Here is a 21255-nt window from a genome sequence, read left to right as displayed (position 1 = left end):
GTACAAGGAGACTGCTCGTGGTTACGCAGATAAATCATTTCATCAATGGCAAGCGCGTGCCAGGCGGTACGGAACGCAGGTTGCCTGTCTTCAACCCGGCAACGGGCGAGCAGACGGGTTCTGTCGCGGCCGCCAACGCGACCGATGTGGCGGACGCCGTGGCTGCGGCCAGCCGGGCTGCGCTGGGCTGGGCCGATACGACGCCCTTGCGACGGGCTCGCGTGTTGAATCGCTTTCTGCGGATCCTTGAAGACCGCGCAGGACAGCTCGCCGACGTGATCGTATCAGAGCACGGTAAGGTTCATTCCGACGCCCTCGGGGAAGTTCAGCGTGGGATGGAAGTGGTCGAGTTTGCGACGGCTGCCCCGCAGTTGCTCAAGGGCGAGCTTACCGAGAATGTCGGGACCCGCGTCGACAGCTATTCCACGCGCCAGCCGCTCGGAGTGGTCGCTGGAATCACGCCCTTCAATTTTCCGGTCATGGTCCCGATGTGGATGTTTCCGGTCGCGCTCGCCTGCGGAAACGCGTTCATCCTGAAGCCGTCGGAACGTGATCCGTCCGCCTCGCTGATCATGGCGGAATGGCTCAAGGAAGCCGGCCTGCCGGATGGCGTCTTCAACGTGGTGCAGGGCGATAAGGATGCGGTCGATGCGCTGCTGCATCATCCAGACGTCTCGGCGGTCAGCTTCGTAGGGTCCACGCCCATCGCGCAGTACATCTATTCGACCGCCGCGAACAATGGAAAGCGTTGCCAGGCGCTTGGTGGGGCCAAGAACCACATGATCGTGATGCCCGATGCCGATATGGATCAGGCGGTCGATGCGCTGATGGGCGCCGCTTACGGTTCCGCCGGCGAACGCTGCATGGCGATTTCTGTTGCGGTACCGGTCGGCGAGAAGACCGCGGATAAGCTGATCGCCGCCTTGGAGCCGAAGGTTCGAGGCCTGAAGGTCGGGCCGGGTACCGATCCCGAGGCCGAGATGGGTCCTCTTGTCACGAAGCAGCATCTGGAGAAGGTCCGAAGCTACATCGATGTCGGCGTCGCGGACGGGGCGAAGCTGCTCGTGGACGGACGCAAGTTTAGGATGCAGGGCTATGAGAGCGGCTTTTTTCTGGGCGGGACGTTGTTTGATCATGTCAAGCCGAGCATGAAGATCTACAAGGAGGAGATCTTCGGGCCAGTGCTCTCGGTCGTGCGAGCGCCGGATTATGCAACTGCCGCGCGGCTGATCAATGAGCACGAATTCGGCAACGGAACATCGATCTTCACGCGTGACGGCGATGCCGCGCGTGAATTTGCTCACCAGATCAAGGTCGGCATGGTCGGCATCAACGTTCCGATTCCAGTGCCGATGGCCTTCCACTCCTTCGGTGGATGGAAAGCGTCGATCTTCGGCGATCATCACATGCATGGACCGGAAGGCGTCCGCTTCAATACGCGAATGAAGACAGTGACAAGCCGTTGGCCAACCGGAATACGGGCCGGGGCGGAATTCGTCATGCCAACCATGTCATGATGGCGCCCGGATACTGCCGTCGGCGCAAACCGGACCGCTGCCTGCACCACGTGATCGGCGGCGTCCTAGGATCTGTTTTGACGCAGATGGCCCGAGATGCCGTTTTCTCCGTCGGGATGGCTTGTGGAATTCGGGAGCAGTCGCGGTCGGGCCAGGTAGGTCGCGCGCTCTCGCTGCTAGGGAGCCGGGTTCTATCGGCTTCATTTCAAAACTGCCGGAGGCCGCGGCAGTCTCAGGCGCTTCTGGCGCCGGGCCAGGCTACCACCTGTCCCGACATCACGAGGCGATCACGGCCGCTGTCCTTGGCGGCATAGAGCGCGCGATCGGCCGCTGCCACCAGGGAGCCGCAGTCCATCGCGCCCTGAGAGGGCATGTTGGCCGCGCCACCGAGACTCACCGTGACGATCTTGGACGGGGGGTTCAGCGCGTGCAGCATGCCGAGGTCGCCGAGCGCCCGGCGCACATTCTCACCGACTAGCTCGCAGCCCTCTGCGTCGGTGTTCGGCAGGAGCAGCGCGAACTCCTCGCCGCCGTACCGGGCCGCTAGATCGGCCGGCCTGCGCACCTGCGCAGCAAGCATCCGCGCCAGTACACGCAGGCAGGCGTCGCCGGCCTGATGGCCATACTGATCGTTGAATTTCTTGAAGTGATCGACACCCACCAGCAGCAACGAGAGGGGCGTGCCGTCGCGCTTGGCTCGCGCCCATTCCTCGGCGAGACAGTCGTCGAAATGGCGGCGGTTGGCGATGCCGGTGAGGCCGTCGGACGTGGCGAGCGCGGCGAGCTTGTCCTGCAGGTCCTTCTGCTCGGTCATGTCGCGCGAGATCGCCACCACGCCATCGATCTCTTGGGTTTCCGATGATCGGGTGACCCGCAGCGCCGTCTCGACCCAGATCTCCATCTTCTGGCGATGATTTGCGCGATAGATGATGCGCGCCTCTTCGGCCTCTCCGGCCTTCAATGCCGCAACGACCTGCTCCAGACGGGGTCGGTCCTCCGGATTGACGCCGGCAAGAGCCGAGGTCCCCAGCAGCCTGACGGGGTCCCAGCCAAGGATGCGGGCACATGACGGGGACGCGTAGAGAATGCGCTCGTCCAGCCCGACGCGCATCACGATGTCGCTGCACTGCTCGGCGATCAGGCGGAAATCCCCCTCCTTGGCGACAAGGGCTGCGGCCATGCGCTGCCCCTTCGAAAGGTAACGCACCAGGAAAAAACCGATCAGGGCGATCGACAGAGTCAGACCGGTGACGATGCCAAAGCGCATGAACGCTTGCCGCCCCCATGGAGCGAGGACGTCGCTCTGCGCCTTGGTCGCCAAAACCAGGATCGGATACCGGCTGCTCTTCTGATAGAAGCTCAGCCGCTTCTGGCCGTCCAACGGAGATTTGAAGTAGTAGGCTCCGGCATCCGGCCGCTCGCCCATCGTCCGGAACAACGGCGAACCCGACATGTCGCGCCCGACGTAGGCGCCGTCGTCGTCGCGGCTCCTGGCCAGCATGATGCCGTCTGCGGTCAGCAGGGAGACTGCACCGTTTGGTCCGATGTCGAAGCGGCGGTAGAACTGCGTAAAATAGGCGACGTCGACACTCGTCAGCACCACGCCGGCGAAACTGCCGTCGGGGTGATTGAAGCGGCGCGACGCGGTAATGATCCACTGTCCCCCGGACCGGCTCTTGACCGGACGACCTAGCAATGTCCCGCGATCTGCCAAGGCGCGATGGCGCTGAAAGTAGTCGCGGTCGCTGTTGTTGAGGCCAGCGAAGTCGACCTCCTCGGTCGTAGCGAGCCAGCGGCCGGTTTCATCGTAGACGAAGATGCCGCGGATGCGTTGTCTGTTGTACTTGCGGGCTTGCAGGAAGCTCTGGATCGTCGCGACGGCGGCCGGGCTCGTTCCGCCCACCTCCATCCGGTCGACCATTCCAGCGAGGATGGTGTCCGCGAGCTCGAACGTGTCTTCGGCGTGCTGCGTCAGCGACTGGGCCAGATTGGCCATGTCGACTTCCGCGTTGCGTAGCTCGACCTGGCGGGACTCCCACTCGCGCCATCCGCTCAACGCCAGAATGGCCACGCAAGCCAACGCGACGAAGGCCGCCGCCCAAAACGGGAAGCGAGCTTTCTCGACCTCGCGGCGGCTGCTTGGCATCGGACCGTGGCTCCTTTTCGCGCAAGGTCCCACCCAGGCCTTAATGGCTGGTTGCGACCGCGGCAGGATGCGGCCATCGGGTAAGCGTTGCTTCATCGTGGTGTCCGGGATCTTACGCGTTACGGTGAGCGCCCATTAACCAGGAGCAACCGGATCGCCAGGAGCGGGTTGGATGCCTATGGAAGACGAGAAGACCCGATTGCTCGCGGAGGCCCAAAGGTGCCGGCGCCCGGTGGCTTCGATTAAAGATCAGGAGACCGCGGAGCGCCTCAATGCGCTGGCTGATGAATACGAACGGCGCGCTCAAGCCGCCAAGGACGAGGAGGGGTGAGGTCCCGCAAGCCTTGCCCGATCCGGGTAGGGCGGTGGCCGGCGGGACGGTGCGCAACGGCAACGCACTTCAGCGCCATGGCGAGTCACCCCACCAACGCTACCGACGGATGAAGTTGATAACATCGGCGGCGTCAAGCGGCATCGTTCGCTGTGGCGTGCTTCGCGATTTCCCTTGAGCGAGCGCTCGTTGCGGCACTAAGCTGGGCGTGGCAGGAAAATTCAGATGTCCGAGCTGCACCTCATCCGGAAGCGGTGTCCGCACTGCGGGAAGGCGATGAAGCTCGTCCCCGACGAGACGGGCCGAGGCGGCGAGCGATACGTCTGTCCCGCCTGCGAGGAGGATCCGCTGTACGACCCCGCCGCCCAAAAATGGGCGGACAGCCCGCTGCGCCCGCCGGCTAAGTAGCTTCCGAAGAATCCGGCGCCGAGGCCGGTTGTCCATCCGTCTTCCATTCAGGGGTTGTGGCCGTCCAACCCGCGTGGGTCATCCGTGCCGGCAACAGGACTGGCGGGATCGTCCGGCGCACCAACTTATTTGAATGATGCCGCTGCAGAACATCAGGCCGGCGACGCTATGTCGACCTTCGCGAAATTGCTTGCGAGGAAGGAACGGCTCCTAGCGCAACTGGCGAGCGATCCCGGGCCAAACGAGCGCGAGGAAATCGACAGGTTGATCGCGCAGATCGAGACCGCACGGAGCTTGTTCGAACCGAGAGATGTCGTCGGTCGGTGCGACGAGTGACCCGGATTTGCCGGCGGTCAGAGTGCGCTCAGATCGTCCGGCACGTCCTCAAACTTCCAAGCGGCAGTCCGCCGGAACACGTCGGCGAGCGCGCCGCCAGTTCAGGACAAGAGAAACGCTCGCAACCGATTGGCGGTATCCTCAGGATTCTCCTCCGGGAAGAAGTGACCACCGGCAACGGGACCACCCTCTACGTTGTCAGCCAACGCCCTCCAGATCGCGAGCGGGCCCCCCTCGTCCAGATACCAGCTATTTAATCCTCCCATTTCGCTCCACAACGCGAGCAGCGGGCAAGCGATTCGTCTGCGGGCTTTCAAATCCTCTCGGTCGTGGTCCCGGTCGATCGATGCTGCCGCACGATATTCCTCACATATCGCGTGAATGTGGGCGGGGTCGCTCAGTGCCTCGACATAGGCGGTTCTTATGTCCGGTGGGAAGACGTGGGGCGGCGATCCCCAGCTGGCGAGCGCATTGTCGATCACCGCTTCTGGGCAGGAGCCGATCAGCCGCTCTGGCAATGGCTCTGGCTGGGCCAGAAGCGAGAAGGGCCAAAAACTGAGCGTCAGGCGCGCATCGGCTCGGTCCACAGCATCCCTGTCGGGATCACGTCAAGGACGACGAGTTTGCTTACGACAAACTTGCGGTCGAGCGCCATCCGATACGCGACACGACCACCACGATCATGTCCCACGACCGCAAAGCGATCGTGGCCAAGTGTAGCCATTGCCTCGACCAGCGCCTGGGCCATCGAGCGCTTGGAGTATCGCGTACGCGGCTCGTCGGGCAGACAAGCACTCCGTCCATAGCCCGGAAGATCGGCGCAGATCACTGAAAAGTCGACAGCGAGCAGCGGGGCAATGGTGCGCCACATCATGTGTGTTTCGGGGAAACCGTGAAGCAGAAGCACCGGAGGTCCCGCTCCGCCTCGGAAGACGAAAATGTCGCCAGTCCGACTTTCGATCAGATGTGAACTGAATCCCAGGAACATTACTTACCCTCCGCCGGGAGACACGTCAGATAGTTCCCCTGCCATAGGCAGCTATTGGCGCAAGTGTCGGAAATCGGGCGACCTTCGACCTTCCCTTATGCCGAACTGCCGGGCGGTAATGCCGACTAGACACGTTATTGCCTCCGTGGATGGCGGCCCCGTTTACTATCAGTCATTCCCAAGGACGATGGCGGCCCGCACTTCCCGACATGCCTTCATTTTTTTGGCCCTTATTTGACCTAATCGGTCAACTGGAGGGTCTGGCCTTTCCATCAACGCCACGTGGATTTTGCGCAAATCTAACGCACTTAAGTCTTCTCGCGCGGGCGCCTAGCTCCTTCAGCGCAGACAATTGCTCACTTGCACGTGCGAGCGCATTGGAGAAAGTGCGGAGGGTCGAACCGCAGATGCGCGAGACAATCGCGCCCGGTCAACGGAATCAGAGAGTATCGGGCGTCTTCAATTCGTGCCGGACCTGCTCTTCCTTGAGCTGGCGTTCGGCCTCATGCCAGAACTCGTCGATGCGCCCTTCAGGGCGGCCCGCATCTTCCCAGAGCTTGTAGGCGCGTGCGCGGATAGCGTCCTCGTAAACTTCAGGCATGCGGACCTCCCGACCAAGCACGGCCTCGCCTTGGGGGACATTTGGGGATAGAGGCAAGGGCCGTGCAGACCGGCAATCGGCGGGAAAACCGGCCCGCGGATTCAAGTCGTCGGCCCGCGAGCGGTTCCAAACGGGCGCTGTCGCGTCCCATAGATTGCGGCTCTCGCCCGGCCCCTCGCTTTCAGCGCGCAGCCAGAATTCGAGGTCACGTCCTTCCGGCCGGCCGGCTTCCTGCCATAGCGCATGGGCGCGTCTGCTGATTTTCCCCCTCGCCACTGCCGCCCGCAAATCCGCGAGCCTCTCTCTGATCTCGCGGGCGAACGTTTCCAGTCGCTCCACGGTTTCCCGGTCGCCAATCAACGCGATCGCTCGATTGGCCAATTCAAGCTGATGTTGCAATCTTTCAAGTTCGGCCAGGTGGTCCATCACGCAGCTCCGCAATGGATGACGCCGGACGTCGAGGATTGTTCGCTTTAGGGGTCCTTGTCTTGCCGCCCGCAAGACTCAGGAAGCATGCGGAATGAACCTCAAGGCTCGCGAGCGACGGAGCGTTCGGGCGCAGAACGTCAGCGCTGCTCATATCGTTCAGATCGGGCGTGGGATTGGAGCGACAGCTTCGGTGTGAATGACCCTCGCTATAACGAGCGGCCCTGCAATGACCACGCCAAATGAAGGTGCTGGGGACAGTATTCTCCCAAGCAAGATGAAGATGAAAGCCGCGCAATAAAGCTGACAATCATGCCTGACCTTGATCGGGACAACCGAGCGCCCTGTTTCCTCAATTATCCAATGAATTTGGCTGTGGCGTGGGCCTGAGTTGTGTGCACAAGCGCACGGAACTCGACCGGGAATGCGCGCGTTAACGAACCATCTCCGTCCGGGCCGCGGCTTCCATCGGTGACGAGATCGCCGGTTGCGCTCCCGCCAGTAACCCAAACTGGAGCAGCGCCACGCAGCGACGCCGTTTCAAGAACTTCCTTTCTTTCCAGATCGTCTCGACCAAGCAGCAGCGCGCCTTCGAGCTGAGGCTGAAAAAGGTACCGCAAGCTCACGAGCGCGAGTTGCTTATGCGTCGGCTTGAGACGACCTGAACTATTCAGTTCGCGGAGACAGACGCCGCAGAGACATCACCTTGAACTCGCTTTCGCGATGGCTTCGCGAACCTGATTGATCAGCGACGTCATGGTGTAGGGCTTCGACAGCCAGCCGAGGGGGGACAATGGCGTGGCTCTCGCCCGCGTCTGCTGATCGTCATGGGCCGTTGCAAACACGCAGCGCACGCCGATCTCGCGGTAGAGATCGCCAGCGGCGTCAATGCCGTCGCGACGGCCAGCCAGGCGGATATCCATGATGGCGATCGCGGGTTTATGCGCCCGTGCGAGCGAAATGGCTTCCTCGGCCGTGGCGGCTATGCCGATGATTTGAAAGCCGGCCGCGATCAACGTGCTCTCCGCCTCCATCGCAATCAGGAAATCATCCTCGACAATAAGGATCGCGGGCCTTTGCTGCGCCGCTTTCGCTACGTTCCCGGTCTCCGAAGCAACCGGCTGATCACCGGCGTCGCCAGACCTGGACGCGTTGCCATGTTTCTCGGAGTCCGAAGGCGTCATGAGCTGGTCGTCGCGAAGCGCAGGCGAGCGCGCGAAGGGGCGCGTGTCACCTCCAATTCCCCGCGCAATTGGCGGGCTAAACCCTGCACAAGACGTAGGCCTGAGGAGTTCTGTTGAACGGCGCTCAACTCAAAACCAGGGCCGTCATCCTCCACCTCAAGCTCGTACTCTCCATCCCGTTCATTCAGCGTCACGCGGATGCCATTCCGTTCCGGATCCTCGATGCCGTGCTTGGCAGCATTCGTCAGCAGTTCGTTGAGGATGAGAGCGAGCGGCATGGCGATATCGTTGGACAGCACGCCCGTCGCTGGAGAGCGCTCGATCCTCGCATTGTTTGGCAATGTCTGCTGTACCGTTTCCACCACCGCTCCGAGAAACTGTTCGGCGGAGAAGCGGGTCGCATCCGTCGTGCCATAAAGCACGCGCTGTGCCGCCGCCATCGCGGCGATGCGGCGGGAGGCCTCCTCGAGAACCTGGCGCGCTTCCTCACTGCGTGCGCTCCGCGCAGCACCCTGCAATAGACCTTGCAGCACCTGCATGTTGTTCTTGGTACGGTGATTGAGCTCATTCAGCAGCAGCCGCTGCTGTGTCTCGGCCTGCTTGCGCTCGCTCAAATCCACCAGCATGTTGATGGCTCCGGTGACGTTTCCGAAGGCATCGCGCAAGGGGGGCGGGAAGGGGATGAAGGGAACGCGCGTCCCGTCCGGTTTCTCGGCAACCGCTTCGACGCCCCGTACAGATCGGCCTTCCTTCAAGGCAATGGCCATCGGACATTGGTCGTGAGGCAACGGTGTTCCGTCCGGCCAGTAAAGTTTCCAGGTGACACACCATTCATCTGTACCGAGCTCCGGCGTGCGGCCTGCGAGCTCGACCGCCGCCTGATTGAAGTAAGTGATCTTGCCGGCCGCGTCTGTTGTATAGATTGCCGCCGGTATCGCCGCGAGCAGCTCCTGCAATCGCCGTTCGCTTTCCCGGAGGCGCTCTTCCGCGAGTTTCCGTCCGCTGATATCGCGTGCGATTTTCGAGGCCCCCACAATGCGACCGTTGCGATCCCGTATCGGCGATATTGTCAGCGAGATATCGACCATGCCTCCATCTTTGCGACGGCGCACGGTTTCATAGTGGTGAATGGGTTCGCCACGCCTGATCCGAGCGAGAATGTCGGCCTCTTCACCCTCGCGATCTTTGGGTATCAGCAGCATGATCGACCGCCCGATCACATCCTCCTTGCGATACCCGAACAGCCGTTCAGCGCCTTCGTTCCAGGTCTGTATAATTCCGTCGAGATTTTTGCTGACGATCGCATCGTCGGAAGATTCGACAATCGCCGCGAGTTGCCGCGCATCGCGTTCAGCCACCCGGCGCGCTTCCTCGCCGGCAAGGCGGGCAAGGCTGAAGCCCAGCAGCCGCGCAAGGACCAGCGCGACATCAATCTCGGCCTCGCTGAAGGAATGAGGAAGCCTGTGATAAGCCATGAATTTGCCGGCGAGGCGGCCATCCTGCAGAATGGGAATAAAGGCGGCTGCCTGAATGCCTTCCTCAAGAATGGTCCGCTTCAACGCGTCCGGCAGATCAGCTTTCGCGACGTCATCGATGCCTATGGGTTGCGGATCATGCGCGTCCGGCGTCCAAGGCGAATGCCCCTCGACCGTCTGCCGGTAGCCTTGCGAAAGACCGCGCCAGGCCGCAAACCGCATTATCTGCGCCTCGTCAAACAGGAGGATTGATGCCCGTTCGCAAGCCAGGGCCCGCGTGATGGCATCAAGCGAGGCCTCGTAACAATCGTTGGACGAGGTGCAGTGCTGCAATCGCTCCGAAAAGGCAAACAGCGCCGCCTGTTCTTCCATGCGACGTGCGAGTGCCTCTTCAGCCCGCTTGCGGTCGGTGATGTCGTGCTGAACGCGAACCGCATAAAGAAAGCGCCCGTCAGCGTCGCGGACGCTCGACGACGTCACCTGGGCCCAGAAATGGCCGCCATCCTTGCGGGCAATGCGCTTTTCGATGCTGTAACGCTCGAACTCGCCCGCGAGCTGGCGCTGGAATTGATCGCGATCCTCCGACACATCTTCCGGATGCGTCTCCCCGAAAATTGTTCGGCCGAGCAGTTGGGCAGCTGAATAGCCCGTGAGTTCGCAGAGCTGCTGATTGACCCGCAACATGCGGCCATTCCCGTCCACTTCAACGATGCCCGCGCCGACATGCTCGTAGGTTGCGGCAAGACGTGCATCGACGTGGGCCAATGGCTCCAGATCGTCACGGCCGGACGGTGCCCGATTTTGGATGTTCATTGGCGTCGTCCCTCCCGCGCCGCGGCATCTCGCCTGACGTCCTTGCCGGCTCGGTCTGCCGAGGCTGTGCAAAGCGTTATGAAACGCACTTTTGGAACAAGAGTTCCTTAGGAGGGCGCCGCGACGCACAAAACATCCGTTGTGAATTGGCGTCGGCGACTTGAAACCAGTCTTCGAACATGCCCATCCTCGAAAAGGGTCTCCTTGGCTGGGCTTACCAAGTGTCGGCAGTGCTTCAAATCCGTCACCTCTGCAGTCTGACGCTGGTTGCCGCGTGCCTTCTTGCAGCCGGGAATGTCTTCGCACAAGAGGACAAAAAGACGGATGACGACAAGCCGGCGGACCCAGACACGGGCGAGAGCACCGTTGAGGAAAAGACCCTCGGCTTATTGCCGAACTCTCTTCAGAAATACGGCGTCAAGTTTGCCGCGACCTATATCGGGGAAGGCCTCGGCAATTCGTCCGGCGGGCTGAAGCAAGGAGCGATCTACGAAGGCCGGTTGAACCTTGCCGTCGATGTCGATCTTGAGAAGCTCGCCGGCATCGACAAGCTCACCTTCCACGCCAACATGTTCCAGATTCACGGCGATGGGCTATCGCGCAGCAATCTGCAGAACTTCTTCGTGGTTAGCGGCATCGAAGCTCTGCCCTCGACCCGATTGTACGAGGCTTACTTCGAGAAGCAGTGGGGCAACAAGAAAGTCTCGCTGAAGTTCGGCCAGCTGGCAGCCGACAGCGAGTTCTTCAACACCAAATACACTGATGTCTTCACCAATGCCTCGATGGGTTGGCCGGCAATTACTTCGCTCGATTTGCCCAGCGGCGGCCCGTCGCCTCCGTTGGCGGCCATGGGTATGAGGTTGCTCGTAAATGTCACCGAGCAACTGTCGGTCCTCGGCGGCATTTTCGACGGCGACCAAGCGGGGCCTGGGCCGGGCGATCCTCAGGAGCGTAACCGCTATGGCGTGAACTTCCGCATCAACGATCCGCCCCTGCTGCTCGGACAGATCCAGTACGCCTGGAATAACAAAAAGGGCGATGAAAACCCTGCCGGCCAAATCAAATTTGGCGCCTGGCGTCATTTGGGTAGCTTTGCCGACCAGCGTTTCGCATCCGACGCCGCTTCACTGGCATCGCCCGCCAGCAGCGGCGAGCCCCTGCTGCTGTCCGGCGACATCGGCGGCTGGATGGTCTTCGAGCAGAAGCTCTATCGCATACCGAAAAGCGACGATCGTGGCATCGGCTTTTTTACCCGTGTCGCCGGCGCACCAGCTGATCGCAATCTGATCGATCTCTATGCGGACACCGGTATCGAGTTCATCGGCCTCAGCGATGCACGGCCGGACGACAAGTTCGGCATTGCGGCCGGCTATGCACATGTCTCAAAGCGCGCGCATGCGCTTGACGCTGATTATCGTGCTCTCGTCAATCCCAACTGGCCCATGCGAAACTTCGAAGGCCTTCTAACCGCCGTCTATCAGTACCAGATCCGGGACGGCTGGACGCTGCAGCCCAATTTTCAGTACATCATTCACCCCGGTGGAGGAGCAACGAACCCTTCAGGACCTCTAGCCGGAACGCCACTCAAGAATGCTTCCGTGTTCGGCTTGCGGACGACTCTTAAATTTTAGGAGGGACTTCCGAAACGTAGTTCGCGCCGTAGGCGCCACATGAGGACGGCGACCGTGAACCAGACGAGCGAACCCGCTGCGAGGCAGAGCGCGGCCTGTAAAACGCGTCCCTGCCAGATGAAGAGCGCGAAACAGGCAAGGCCCAGACTTCCCCAGCCGGCTCCGGCGGCATCAAGTGCTGCGGCAGCCCTTCCGCGTCGCTCGCCACGCAGGCCGTGTTTCTCCTTGCGCACCCGTTCATGCTTCTCGATCAAGGTCGCACTGGCGCAGAAGATCGCCGGAAAGGCCAGCATCACCCCGCCAGCCTCCGGCCCTGCCCAGTTAGCGACAAGCCCCGCCACCACGGTTGCCAACCCGCCCAATGCAAAACGCACAATATATTCGTAAGGTCGTCCCTGCTTGAGTGCGGAAAATTTGAAATGGACAACCATGGCGCTCAGCCTATCAAAAGTTGCTTGAGGCCTATCGCGGCCACAAGCCAGACCGCGAGAGCGGCGAGGGTGGCCTTGCGCGCAGACCATTCGGCCCGCATCAGCAATTGACAAACAGCAAAGCTGTAAGCCGCCAGCGCGATCGAACCGAGGATCATCGAGCGTGCTTCGATCGCAACGTAGTCGCCGCCATGTTTTGAGAAGGCGAGGCCGAGCGTTGCCAGAGCAACGGATGGCGCGGCGCCAAACAATCCCGCGAAACTCTTAGGCCGCAGTACGTCGCCTATGACCGCAAACAGCGAGACGACCAAGCCGCCAATCAGAAAGCGCAATGCGTAGTCGACCATTTCTCCTTGCCTTGCCGTTTCTAGGACGATCCCGGCATCAGCATGCTGACCGCCATGCCGACGATGCAAAGAGCCATCGCCGCCGTCGATGCCCAGCCGAGCCAGTACAGCCAGCCTTCGACCACGAGCTTGCCCATCACGTCACGCAGTCTGACGAGCAGCATCAAAACAGCCATTACCGGTGCTGCCAGCACCCCGTTAATGACGGCGCTCCAGTAAAGCGCCTTGATCGGATCAATCGGCGTGAAATTGAGCGCCACACCGAGGCCGACCGAGAGAGCAAGCACCGAATAAAACGCCGCGGCCTGCCGCGGTTTGCGGGCGAGGCCAACGGGCCATCTGCGGCCTTCGCCAATGGCATAGGCCGTCGAGCCGGCCAGCACCGGAACGGCGAGCAAACCCGTGCCAATGATGCCGAGCGCAAAAACCAGCTCGGCGAGTGGCCCAGCAATCGGCTTCAAGGCCGCCGCGGCCTGCGCCGATGACTGCACGTCGGTCACCCCCTGCTGATGCAAGGTGGCGGCCGTCGTGATGATGATCGCGATCGCGATGAGGTTTGAGAAGGCCATGCCGATAATCGTATCGAGGCGAATGCGCCAGAGTTCGCGTCCTTGAGAACGCACATCCTCCTTAAGCGGCTTCTTCTTGGGATTGATGCGTTGCTCCTCGGCTTCCTGCGAGGATTGCCAGATGAACAGGTAGGGCGAAATCGTTGTCCCGAGAATGGCGACCAACGTCGTCAGAAAGGCGCCGCTCCATTCGATCTTCGGGATGAATATTCCCTTAAGGGCGTCAGCCCAGGGCACTTTGACGACCGCCAGAGCGACCACATAGGCAAAAAGCACCAGCGTCAGCCATTTAAGGATCGCGACATAGCGCTTGTAAGCGATGAAGATCTGCGCCAGCACCGAGATGACCGCAAAGACAACGACGTACACGACCGCCGATCCGCCAATCACCAGCTTTGCGGCATCCGCCATGGCTCCGAGATCGGCTGCAACATTGATTGTGTTGGCGATAAAAAGAAAACCGACTAGCGCCCAGATCACCCAGCCGGGATAGTTGCGGCAGACATTGCCTGCGATCCCGTGCCCCGTCACCCGACCGATCCGGCCCGAAATCTCCTGGATCGCCACCATCAGGGGGTAGCTCGGGAGCATCGTCCAGCCGATGCCAAAACCAAGTTGCGCGCCCGCTTGGCTGTAAGTGCCAATCCCAGACGGATCGTCATCCGATGCGCCCGTGATCAGGCCGGGTCCGAGCCGCTTCAAAAGGCCCGTCCTTCGATCCGGCTTTTTGGCGTCGGCCCTTGCCATGTGCTTCCTTGGGGTTAGGACTGGCGCCGAGCGTCCCGTTTGCAACGTCAAGAAGCAATGAGGGCTTCATCGGTCGGGCTCAACGCCTGATGCGGGACGCCCGCACACGCAAGGTACAGCACTAATATTTACGCTAAGCCGGTTGCTCAGGGCACTTCGACAGTCCCTTTGGCCGACAGGCTCGCCTGACCTGTGCCGCCGGTTTAATGGTGCCAGAAGATCGCGAGCAGCAGAATGATCGGCAGCGGTATGCCCAGCAGCCACAACAATGCGCCTCGTCCAAAGCCCATGGCTCTCTCCTCCATTGATCTGTCCCTCGCATCCAACGCGTCCGTCCGGCGCACAGTTCCTCGCCGGGGAACGGTTTTCGAGGCGGTTGATTGAAAGAGCAGGACGACTTGTTCTGCTTTCCAGTTGCGTTTTTACGGTTTGCTGCAGGACGTAAGGACATCTGCGAGAGAAGGCAGTCGATGACGATACGAGTGCATCCTTTGTCCGCCGATATTGAACTTGCGCGTGCCACTGCGCGGCACACCCGTCCGCTGCCGGAGCGGATTTCGGGCGCGCTGACTTGGGGAGCGGATGAGCATATTCTGACCGCGCTTGCCGTCGGATGGTGGCTCTGGTGTCGCGCCAAGCCACTGCCGCAGCGGCGCGCGAGCGATCATGTGCTGCTGACGACGCTCGCCTCCGTCCTGCTGCCACACCTTCTCAAAACACAATTTGACCAGGTGCGGCCGGACCGGCGCACCGTGCGCGGCCATCTGCATGGCATCCCACTCTCCGGCCGCGCGCTGGATGCGTTCCCCTCGGGGCACGCCGTGCATGTCGGCGCCCTCGCATCCGCCGCCGCGGTCCTGCCGCCCGCCAAACGCAATCTTGCGTGGAGTCTCGGCGCCGTTCTGGTGTCGACGCGCATTCTCCTGCTGGCCCACTGGGCAAGCGATGTGCTTGCGGGTCTGGCGATCGGTGCAGTGCTCGAGCGCGTCATAAGACGACTGACGGGATTTGGTCGTCAGGGCTCGGCCTAGTCATGGGCCAGCTTCTTGCACCCCCCGGTCCGCATGCCGTCCACTTCTGCATCGACATGCAAAGGTTATTCGCGCCGGGTGCCCCCTGGGCAACGCCCTGGCTGGAAAGTGCGCTACCTGAGGCAGTGAGGCTGATTGCGCACGCGCCGCAACGTACCGTCTTTACGCGCTTCATTCCGGTCCGCAACAAGGCCGAAGCGCGCGGCGTCTGGAAAGCCTATTATGAGAAATGGGAATGCGTGACACGCGACAAGGTCGATCCGGCGTTGCTTGAACTGATACCGGACCTGACACGCTTTGTGCCGCCTGCCACAGTCATCGACCGCCAAACTTACTGCGCATTCACTAATAGCCGGCTGCAGGGCTTTCTGGATGAGCATCAGGTGGATACGCTGATCGTGTCCGGCGGTGAGACCGATGTCTGTGTGCTCGCAACGGTGCTGGCTGCCGTCGATATCGGATACCGTGTCATCCTGGCCGAAGATGCGCTCTGCAGCTCGTCTGATGAAAGCCACGATGCGCTCATCAATCTTTACAGCAAGCGGTTCAGCTTGCAGATCGAGGTGGCTCCCGTTGCCGGCATCCTTGCGAGCTGGAGCGTCGACGATTGACGGCCGGTCAATTGCCTTCCTGCGTAGTCTGGCGGGGAAACTGATTAACCGCTTGATTGAGGAGGCGTCGCGATGTCGACGTTTGGCTGCTTCCATCAATGATCGAGAAGCGGCTTCGAAAATCGAGGCGTTGGCTGTCGACTATGAGCGACGTGCGGTGGCGCTCAGTGCTTCCAGAGAAGCGAAGCAGGCAAAGGATGACGGCGAACCCTGATGGGAAACATCAAGCCGTGTTCAGCAAGTCCGACGTCGTCCCGGGGCCGACTAGCGGGAGAGGCGCTTGATGGTCTTGATCGCACGGTTCGGGCCATGCCAGCCGAGGAATTTTAGCTCCTTGTTTTCCAGCGCGTTCGTCGCCCGAAAGAACTGTTCCAGATCGTCGCGCGCATGGGCGGGGAGATTACGGATATCCTTGAGATCCGTTTCGAGCGGTGACCGGTCAGGCACTGCAAACATGCGATCGTTTCGCTCCTTCTTGCCTTTGCTCCTTTGTTCGACCTCGAGAATGCCGGCCGGGCGACAGCGCAACACGACGCCCGGGTAGGTCTGCGCATCATGCAGGATCAGCACATCCAGCGGATCGCCGTCCTCGGCCTTGGTCGAGGGAATGAAGCCCCAATCGTAAGGATAGGTCAGACCCGCCATCAGCGGCTTTGCCAGGGCAAAAGCACCGAGCTTGGGATCGAAGTCGAGCTTGCACGAGCTTCCGCGTGGCGTCTCGACAACGGCGAAGATGTTGTCGTCGTCGGCCCAGCTCGGCAGCTTTGTCAGATTGGTCATGGCGACAGTTGATCACGCATTGGCATCGATAAATGGGTGCGGGCCTGGCGAAATCATCCGCCGGGCCCGCGGCGATCAGGCGGCGGTGGAAGCCTTCTTGTTGACGCCCTTGCGCAGCGCAACCGTGTTGAGCTTGGTATTCGCTGCCTTTTCCTCGTTCAGGTTCGTGGTCAGGAAACGCACGATATCGTCATGGCCGAGCTCTTCTGCCCAGGCGATCAGCGTGCCGTAGCGGCAAATCTCGTAATGTTCAACCGCCTGCGCGTTAGCGATGATCGCCGCATCGAGTACCGTCTTGTCTTCGATCTCGCTGGCCGTCTCATCCGCTTCCTTGATGAGGCCGTCGATGGCGGGACATTGCGTGCCGCTCGCCGACTTGCCCAGTTTCTCAAAGGCCTTCTCGAGACGCTCGACCTGCTTGTTCGTCTCTTCGAGATGGTTCTTGAGGCCCGTGACCAGATCCCGGTTGGTGGCTTTGTTGATCATTTTCGGCAACGCCTTGAGGATCTGCTGCTCGGCATAATAGATGTCCTGCAAGCCGTGCAGCAGCAGATCATCCATCGTCTTGATGTCTTTTGAGAATAGTCCCATGACTTCGCTCCTCGATCTTAAAGCGATGGAACGGCGCGAACTGGGCTTTGTTCCTCATCGCCTTGCCGCAGCCGGTTGCGCGGGTCCCGCGCGCGCCTTCCGAATTGGCGAACCCGTTCGCGAGAAGCAGGTCGCAAAGCCTACTGAGCGGCGGGAGGGAACCTCGGCAGCAGGCCCGGCGTTTTGCCTTTCTATGGAGTCTTGCATGGTCAGCACCTCGCTCTGGATGGAGACGGAGATATTGCCGGAGGCGGGTGCGCTCAAAGGCGATGCCCATTGTGATGTGGCAGTGGTCGGCTCCGGAATCGCCGGCCTGTCGTCCGCCTACGAACTCGCCAAGCGGGGCCAGTCGGTGATCGTCATCGACCGCCAGGGCATCGCGAGCGGGCGCGGACTTCGGCGCACCTGGCGCCGCTCTGCGACGATCTGATGAGCGAGTTCAGAAAGCTTCGTGGTGCTGAGAACGCGAAACTCTTCTACGAAAGCCAGGCCGCCGGCGTCGACCGGATCGAGGAGATCCAGGCGAGCGAAAAGATCGCCTGCGACTTCCGGCGGCTGGATGGGTACCTCTTTCAGGGCCACGGCATGCCGGCCGACATCATCGACCAGGAATTGGAAGCGGTGCAGGAAGTCGGCGCGCCGGTGCATCGACTGGTCGGCGTTCCGCTCAAGGGATGTGAAAGCCGCCACGTGCTTCGTTATCCCCGGCAGGCGACCTTCCATCCGCTGAAGTACCTTGCTGGAGTTGCCGCGGTTTGTGAGGCGAACGGCGTCCGTTTCTTCGCCAACAGTCCTGTCGAAGAGGTTGCGGAACGGGACGGCGCCGTCACGCTGCGAACAGCACAAGGGCAGATCACGGCCGGTCACGCCGTGATCGCGACCAACGCCTCGATTGCCGAGCGCTTCCAGTTGCATTCCAAGGTCGCGCCCTACCGTACTTATGTGCTCGCTTTTGCGATCGCGCGGGGTGAACTTCCGGACGCGCTCTACTGGGACACCGAGGATCCCTACCACTATGTGCGGCTGCAAACGGGTCCAGACGATCATGAGTTCGTTCTTGTCGGCGGCGAAGACCACAAAAGCGGCGAGGCGAATGACGCCGAGGAGCGCTTTGCCCGGCTGGAGAGCTGGGCGCGTGAATTGATCCCGGCAGTTGGCAGCGTCACGCACCGCTGGTCGGGACAGGTACTCGACACCATCGATTATGCCGGCTTCATCGGCCGCGAGCCCGGCAGCGAGCGCATATACCTCGCGATGGGCGACTCCGGTCAGGGTCTGACCCATGGTGTGATGGGAGCAATGCTGAACTCGTCTCTCATTCTCGGCGAGGATCACCTCTGGAAGTCTGTTTATGCGCCGGATCGTAAACCTTTCGCAGCGGCGAGGAATTTCCTGCGCGAGAACATGACGATCCTGCAAAACCTCGCCGAGTATGTGACGCCGGGTGAAATCGCCTCGCTCGAGAAGCTTAAGCCAGGCGAGGGCGCCATCCTGCGTCGCGGTCTCGAGAAGATCGCTGCCTACAGGGACAAAGCGGGCGAGCTGCATTTGCACTCGGCAAGTTGCACCCATATCGGCTGCCATCTGCACTGGAACAGCTTCGAGACCTGTTGGGACTGTCCCTGCCACGGCTCGATCTTCGCGCCCAATGGCCAGCCGATCAATGCGCCGGCCGTTTCGGCCTTGCGACCCGTTCAAAGATAAGCCTGCGTGAAGAACTCACTTCACCTGTTTTTGGGAGCTTTTCCATCTTCAAAGACGAAGATATCGAACAGGACGACCTGCGCAGCGCCCGAACACCATGGGCGGTTCTGCCGCCGCCGTCCATAGAGCCGATCACCGACAGCTTTCGCTGCGAAGTCCTGGTCGTGGGCGCCGGTATCACGGGTGCCCTGGTGGCCGAGCGTCTGAGCCGGCAGGGTCGGCAGGTCGTCATCATCGATCGCGAGGTTCCAAGCCTCGGCAGCACGGTCGCCAGCACCGCAATGCTACTTTGGGAAATCGACCGTCCGCTCTTCCAACTCACCCAGCTTTACGGCTTCGAGAAGGCAGTCCGCTGCTACCGCGCCAGTCACCAGGCCGCTCGGGGACTACGGGCGTTGGTTGCGCAGTACGGAGTCGCGTGTCACATGCGGCCGCGTCTCTCGCTCTACCTTGCTGCCGATGACAGTCCGAAGCTCATCCGAGACGAATATAGCGTCAGAAGCCGCGTTGATCTGCCGTCCCTCTTACTGGGACATGCCGAACTTCTCCAACGCTTCGCGATCGCCCGCGCGGGCGCCATCCTGTCGAGGGACGCAGCCGACGCCGATCCCGTTCTGCTCGCGCGCGGCCTGCTCGATCTGTCACTCAAGCGCGGCGCCCGCCTTCTGAAGGCCAACGCGGTTGCTTATGACGGCACCGCCTCGACCGTGACCGTCGGCCTCGAAGACGGGTTTTCGATCGAAGCGCGCCATGTGGTGCTCGCGACAGGCTATGTCATGCCGGACGTCGTGCGGCCCACGGCTCAACAACCGGCCTCCAGTTGGGCGATCGCAACCGCGCCGCAGGCGGATAATCTATGGCCGGGGCAGGCGCTCATCTGGGAAGCGACCCAGAACTACCACTATGCCCGTACGACATCCGATGGACGCATCATCTTCGGCGGTGAGGATGATCAGGGGCTTATTCAGCCTGACGTTCGTGACGCGGCGACCCCGACAAAGGTGAGGGTGCTCAAGGAACGCCTGAGAGCTCTCTGGCCCCGCACCTCTAGCCACGTTGCATTCGCCTGGTCAGGGGCCTTCGACACCACCCGCGATGGGCTGCCCCTCATCGGCGCAGTGCCCGGCTCCAAGAATATCTTTGCGGCCTTTGGCTATGGCGGTAACGGGATCACCTTCAGCCTCCTCGCCGCGGAGCTCATCGGCTCGCTTCTTTCGGGAGGATCGTCGCCCCTGCTCGATGACTTTGCGATCGACCGTGACATTCCCGGCTAACGGCGGGCGACAAGGCAGCCAAGCATGAAAGCGACGAGTAATGAGGGAAGCGGAGCCTCACGAACCACCTCGCGGAGAAAGCCGAGCGCTTGGCCCGGGGGCTGACCCTCCTCGAGACTCTGCCGCACAGTGCGGGCGGTCTCCCGCACGCCTTCCGACACTTCTTTCACTTTCGCCATGGCGTCTTCGCTGTCCATTTGATGCTCCTCCTACCGGCCTCCCGCACAACAAATGTCTTGGCAGCTATCCGTTCCTGCAGCCCAGGAGGCGCGGATCCAATGACTTGAGCGGCGACGTGAGAGCACCGGACTTGGGCCGGGCAGCTTCCACCGCGACACTTCGATGGGGATAGGAACGACTGCAGCGCCTGGCCGTTCGGATTGATCACCCTTTAGGCCCGAGGATCTCCCATGTATCACCACGTCAAGAAGCTGATGTTCACCGTCCGCGTCGATGAGCCGGATCCGCGTTTTGGCAATATGCTTCTTGAACAGTTCGGCGGCGCCAACGGCGAACTTGCCGCGGCAATGCAATATTCGATACAGGGCCTCAACTGCGAAGACCCCGATCGCAAAGACCTCCTGATGGATATCGGCACCGAAGAGCTGAGCCACCTGGAAGTCGTCGGCACATTGGCCCGCATGCACCTCAAGCCGGCGAAGTTCGACCGCCAGGCGGCCGAGGCCGATCCGCTGATCTCCAGGCTGGAGAACCCGGTCCGGCGACGGCGATCGTGACCGAAAGCTTGCCACCGGCGGATGAGGCGGGCTTGGGCGATTTGTTGCTCGACGAATTACGCGACATCCTGCACGCCGAGAAGCAGTTGACGAAGGCACTTCCCAAGATGGCGGAAGCGGCGCGTTTCGACCAATTGCGCGAGCTGTTCGAACAGCATCTCGGCGAGACCGAGACCCAGATCGAGCGCATCAACGAATGTTTTGAACTGCTTGGCAAATCAGCGCGGGCCAAGCCCTGCAAGGGCATGATGGGACTTGTCGAAGAAGGTCAGGAAATCATGACGGAGGGCGAAGAGAAGGAAGATGCTGCCGCTGACCTGGCACTGATCGGTGCGGCGCAGCGGGTCGAACATTACGAAATTGCGGGCTACACCACAGCACGCAACCTCGCCCAGCAGCTACGCCATAGCGCCATCGTCAGCCTGTTGTCGAAGTCGCTGGCGGAGGAGGAAAATGCCGATCAGTTGCTTAACCAGGTAGCTCGGTCGCTGATGTCGGTCGCGAAGATGCCCGCCGCACGGTCGAGCAAACCGAATAGAGCATGGACGTGCGCTGTCGGTAACGCCGGGATCGGGAA

General features: G+C 61.4%; 19 protein-coding genes and 4 pseudogenes. 9 read left to right on the top strand and 14 right to left on the bottom strand.

What is annotated here, in order from left to right; genetic code table 11:
• Window positions 1–17: 17 nt before the first annotated feature.
• On the top strand, window positions 18–1517 hold the full coding sequence (locus tag WN73_RS19395; protein ID WP_271554369.1) for a CoA-acylating methylmalonate-semialdehyde dehydrogenase: 1500 nt from the start codon (window positions 18–20) through the stop codon (window positions 1515–1517).
• Window positions 1518–1749: 232 nt separating this feature from the next.
• On the opposite strand, the gene WN73_RS19390 is transcribed toward WN73_RS19395, so the two are convergent.
• On the bottom strand, window positions 1750–3663 hold the full coding sequence (locus WN73_RS19390) for a diguanylate cyclase (protein ID WP_271554425.1): 1914 nt from the start codon (window positions 3661–3663) through the stop codon (window positions 1750–1752).
• A 172-nt stretch (window positions 3664–3835) separates the two neighbouring features.
• Between WN73_RS19390 and WN73_RS19385 the strand changes: the two genes are divergently transcribed.
• Together WN73_RS19385 and WN73_RS19380 are read left to right on the top strand one after the other, a co-directional pair.
• The gene (locus WN73_RS19385) at window positions 3836–3994 is read left to right on the top strand and encodes a hypothetical protein (RefSeq protein WP_271554367.1); all 159 of its coding nucleotides are present in this window, start codon (window positions 3836–3838) and stop codon (window positions 3992–3994) included.
• Window positions 3995–4219: 225 nt separating this feature from the next.
• Window positions 4220–4402, top strand: a complete 183-nt coding sequence (locus WN73_RS19380) for a zinc ribbon domain-containing protein (RefSeq protein WP_271554365.1) — start codon at window positions 4220–4222, stop codon at window positions 4400–4402.
• Between the two features lie 437 nt (window positions 4403–4839).
• On the opposite strand, the gene WN73_RS44415 is transcribed toward WN73_RS19380, so the two are convergent.
• The 7 genes and pseudogenes from WN73_RS44415 to WN73_RS44695 form a co-directional block, all read right to left on the bottom strand.
• A complete protein-coding gene (locus WN73_RS44415) occupies window positions 4840–5325 on the bottom strand; it encodes an alpha/beta fold hydrolase (protein WP_333937978.1) in 486 nt (161 codons plus the stop codon).
• On the bottom strand, window positions 5301–5726 hold the full coding sequence (locus WN73_RS44410; RefSeq protein WP_333937977.1) for an alpha/beta fold hydrolase: 426 nt from the start codon (window positions 5724–5726) through the stop codon (window positions 5301–5303). The genes WN73_RS44415 and WN73_RS44410 overlap by 25 nt, the downstream gene beginning before the upstream one ends.
• 439 nt (window positions 5727–6165) lie before the next feature.
• Window positions 6166–6753, bottom strand: coding sequence for a DUF2934 domain-containing protein (locus WN73_RS44405; protein ID WP_333937976.1), 588 nt, complete (start codon window positions 6751–6753; stop codon window positions 6166–6168).
• 701 nt (window positions 6754–7454) lie between these two features.
• Window positions 7455–7937 (bottom strand): response regulator, encoded by a 483-nt coding sequence (locus WN73_RS19360; protein WP_271554363.1) that lies wholly within the window; start codon window positions 7935–7937, stop codon window positions 7455–7457.
• Complete coding sequence (locus WN73_RS44705; RefSeq protein WP_442870115.1) at window positions 7934–8476, bottom strand: sensor histidine kinase; 543 nt, start codon at window positions 8474–8476, stop codon at window positions 7934–7936. Before WN73_RS44705 ends, WN73_RS19360 begins: the two co-directional genes overlap by 4 nt.
• 2 nt (window positions 8477–8478) lie before the next feature.
• Window positions 8479–9289: pseudogene (locus WN73_RS44700) on the bottom strand (PAS domain-containing protein); the annotation flags it as partial.
• A gap of 48 nt (window positions 9290–9337) precedes the next feature.
• A pseudogene (locus tag WN73_RS44695) lies at window positions 9338–10225 on the bottom strand (PAS domain S-box protein); the annotation flags it as partial.
• Between the two features lie 179 nt (window positions 10226–10404).
• Between WN73_RS44695 and WN73_RS19350 the strand changes: the two are divergent.
• Window positions 10405–11856, top strand: a complete 1452-nt coding sequence (locus tag WN73_RS19350) for a carbohydrate porin (RefSeq protein WP_271554359.1) — start codon at window positions 10405–10407, stop codon at window positions 11854–11856.
• On the opposite strand, the gene WN73_RS19345 is transcribed toward WN73_RS19350, so the two are convergent.
• From WN73_RS19345 to WN73_RS19335, 3 genes are read right to left on the bottom strand one after another with little or no spacing between them, the layout of a single operon-like run.
• Window positions 11853–12287 carry a DUF3147 family protein gene (locus WN73_RS19345; RefSeq protein ID WP_271554358.1) on the bottom strand — a complete coding sequence of 145 codons (435 nt, stop codon included), beginning with the start codon at window positions 12285–12287 and terminating at the stop codon, window positions 11853–11855. The two genes, WN73_RS19350 and WN73_RS19345, sit on opposite strands and share 4 nt — an antisense overlap.
• Window positions 12288–12292: 5 nt before the next feature.
• Window positions 12293–12634: a DUF3147 family protein gene (locus WN73_RS19340; protein WP_271554357.1), complete on the bottom strand. Its 342-nt coding sequence runs from the start codon at window positions 12632–12634 to the stop codon at window positions 12293–12295.
• 20 nt (window positions 12635–12654) lie between these two features.
• On the bottom strand, window positions 12655–13950 hold the full coding sequence (locus WN73_RS19335) for an NRAMP family divalent metal transporter (RefSeq protein ID WP_271554355.1): 1296 nt from the start codon (window positions 13948–13950) through the stop codon (window positions 12655–12657).
• Window positions 13951–14330: 380 nt separating this feature from the next.
• On the opposite strand from WN73_RS19335, the gene WN73_RS19330 reads away from it, so the two are divergent.
• Together WN73_RS19330 and WN73_RS19325 are read left to right on the top strand one after the other, a co-directional pair.
• Window positions 14331–14981 carry a phosphatase PAP2 family protein gene (locus tag WN73_RS19330; protein WP_271554353.1) on the top strand — a complete coding sequence of 217 codons (651 nt, stop codon included), beginning with the start codon at window positions 14331–14333 and terminating at the stop codon, window positions 14979–14981.
• 2 nt (window positions 14982–14983) lie between these two features.
• Complete coding sequence (locus WN73_RS19325; protein ID WP_271554351.1) at window positions 14984–15592, top strand: cysteine hydrolase; 609 nt, start codon at window positions 14984–14986, stop codon at window positions 15590–15592.
• A 264-nt stretch (window positions 15593–15856) separates the two neighbouring features.
• On the opposite strand, the gene WN73_RS19320 is transcribed toward WN73_RS19325, so the two are convergent.
• Window positions 15857–16372 carry an inorganic diphosphatase gene (locus WN73_RS19320; protein ID WP_271554350.1) on the bottom strand — a complete coding sequence of 172 codons (516 nt, stop codon included), beginning with the start codon at window positions 16370–16372 and terminating at the stop codon, window positions 15857–15859.
• Window positions 16373–16447: 75 nt separating this feature from the next.
• Window positions 16448–16963 carry a YciE/YciF ferroxidase family protein gene (locus WN73_RS19315; protein WP_271554349.1) on the bottom strand — a complete coding sequence of 172 codons (516 nt, stop codon included), beginning with the start codon at window positions 16961–16963 and terminating at the stop codon, window positions 16448–16450.
• Window positions 16964–17168: 205 nt separating this feature from the next.
• Between WN73_RS19315 and WN73_RS19310 the strand changes: the two are divergent.
• Both WN73_RS19310 and WN73_RS19305 read left to right on the top strand, forming a co-directional pair.
• A pseudogene (locus WN73_RS19310) lies at window positions 17169–18667 on the top strand (FAD-dependent oxidoreductase).
• Between the two features lie 188 nt (window positions 18668–18855).
• The gene (locus WN73_RS19305; protein ID WP_442870114.1) at window positions 18856–19941 is read left to right on the top strand and encodes an NAD(P)/FAD-dependent oxidoreductase; all 1086 of its coding nucleotides are present in this window, start codon (window positions 18856–18858) and stop codon (window positions 19939–19941) included.
• Here WN73_RS19305 and WN73_RS19300 read toward each other — a convergent pair.
• Window positions 19938–20138: a hypothetical protein gene (locus WN73_RS19300; RefSeq protein WP_271554346.1), complete on the bottom strand. Its 201-nt coding sequence runs from the start codon at window positions 20136–20138 to the stop codon at window positions 19938–19940. The two genes, WN73_RS19305 and WN73_RS19300, sit on opposite strands and share 4 nt — an antisense overlap.
• 213 nt (window positions 20139–20351) lie before the next feature.
• Between WN73_RS19300 and WN73_RS19295 the strand changes: the two are divergent.
• Window positions 20352–21216 (top strand): annotated as a pseudogene (locus tag WN73_RS19295) (DUF892 family protein).
• Window positions 21217–21255: the final 39 nt, after the last annotated feature.

Origin of the sequence: Bradyrhizobium sp. CCBAU 45394, from assembly GCF_028128655.1 — a bacterium.
Classification (GTDB): Bacteria; Pseudomonadota; Alphaproteobacteria; order Rhizobiales; family Xanthobacteraceae; genus Bradyrhizobium; species Bradyrhizobium diazoefficiens.
Note: the sequence above shows the minus strand (reverse complement) of the source record. Positions and strands in the feature narration are given on the sequence as shown.

What these genes read in the sequence shown, in the direction of transcription:
- WN73_RS19335 (WP_271554355.1), bottom strand. Translation starts at nt 13,950, where the DNA reads ATGGCAAGGGCCGACGCCAAAAAGCCGGATCGAAGGACGGGCCTTTTG.
- WN73_RS19340 (WP_271554357.1), bottom strand. Translation starts at nt 12,634, where the DNA reads ATGGTCGACTACGCATTGCGCTTTCTGATTGGCGGCTTGGTCGTCTCG.
- WN73_RS19380 (WP_271554365.1), top strand. Translation starts at nt 4,220, where the DNA reads ATGTCCGAGCTGCACCTCATCCGGAAGCGGTGTCCGCACTGCGGGAAG.
- WN73_RS44705 (WP_442870115.1), bottom strand. Translation starts at nt 8,476, where the DNA reads ATGCAGGTGCTGCAAGGTCTATTGCAGGGTGCTGCGCGGAGCGCACGC.
- WN73_RS19390 (WP_271554425.1), bottom strand. Translation starts at nt 3,663, where the DNA reads ATGCCAAGCAGCCGCCGCGAGGTCGAGAAAGCTCGCTTCCCGTTTTGG.
- WN73_RS44405 (WP_333937976.1), bottom strand. Translation starts at nt 6,753, where the DNA reads ATGGACCACCTGGCCGAACTTGAAAGATTGCAACATCAGCTTGAATTG.
- WN73_RS19350 (WP_271554359.1), top strand. Translation starts at nt 10,405, where the DNA reads ATGCCCATCCTCGAAAAGGGTCTCCTTGGCTGGGCTTACCAAGTGTCG.
- WN73_RS19360 (WP_271554363.1), bottom strand. Translation starts at nt 7,937, where the DNA reads ATGACGCCTTCGGACTCCGAGAAACATGGCAACGCGTCCAGGTCTGGC.
- WN73_RS19320 (WP_271554350.1), bottom strand. Translation starts at nt 16,372, where the DNA reads ATGACCAATCTGACAAAGCTGCCGAGCTGGGCCGACGACGACAACATC.
- WN73_RS19315 (WP_271554349.1), bottom strand. Translation starts at nt 16,963, where the DNA reads ATGGGACTATTCTCAAAAGACATCAAGACGATGGATGATCTGCTGCTG.
- WN73_RS19325 (WP_271554351.1), top strand. Translation starts at nt 14,984, where the DNA reads ATGGGCCAGCTTCTTGCACCCCCCGGTCCGCATGCCGTCCACTTCTGC.
- WN73_RS44410 (WP_333937977.1), bottom strand. Translation starts at nt 5,726, where the DNA reads ATGTTCCTGGGATTCAGTTCACATCTGATCGAAAGTCGGACTGGCGAC.
- WN73_RS19385 (WP_271554367.1), top strand. Translation starts at nt 3,836, where the DNA reads ATGCCTATGGAAGACGAGAAGACCCGATTGCTCGCGGAGGCCCAAAGG.
- WN73_RS19345 (WP_271554358.1), bottom strand. Translation starts at nt 12,287, where the DNA reads ATGGTTGTCCATTTCAAATTTTCCGCACTCAAGCAGGGACGACCTTAC.
- WN73_RS19300 (WP_271554346.1), bottom strand. Translation starts at nt 20,138, where the DNA reads ATGGACAGCGAAGACGCCATGGCGAAAGTGAAAGAAGTGTCGGAAGGC.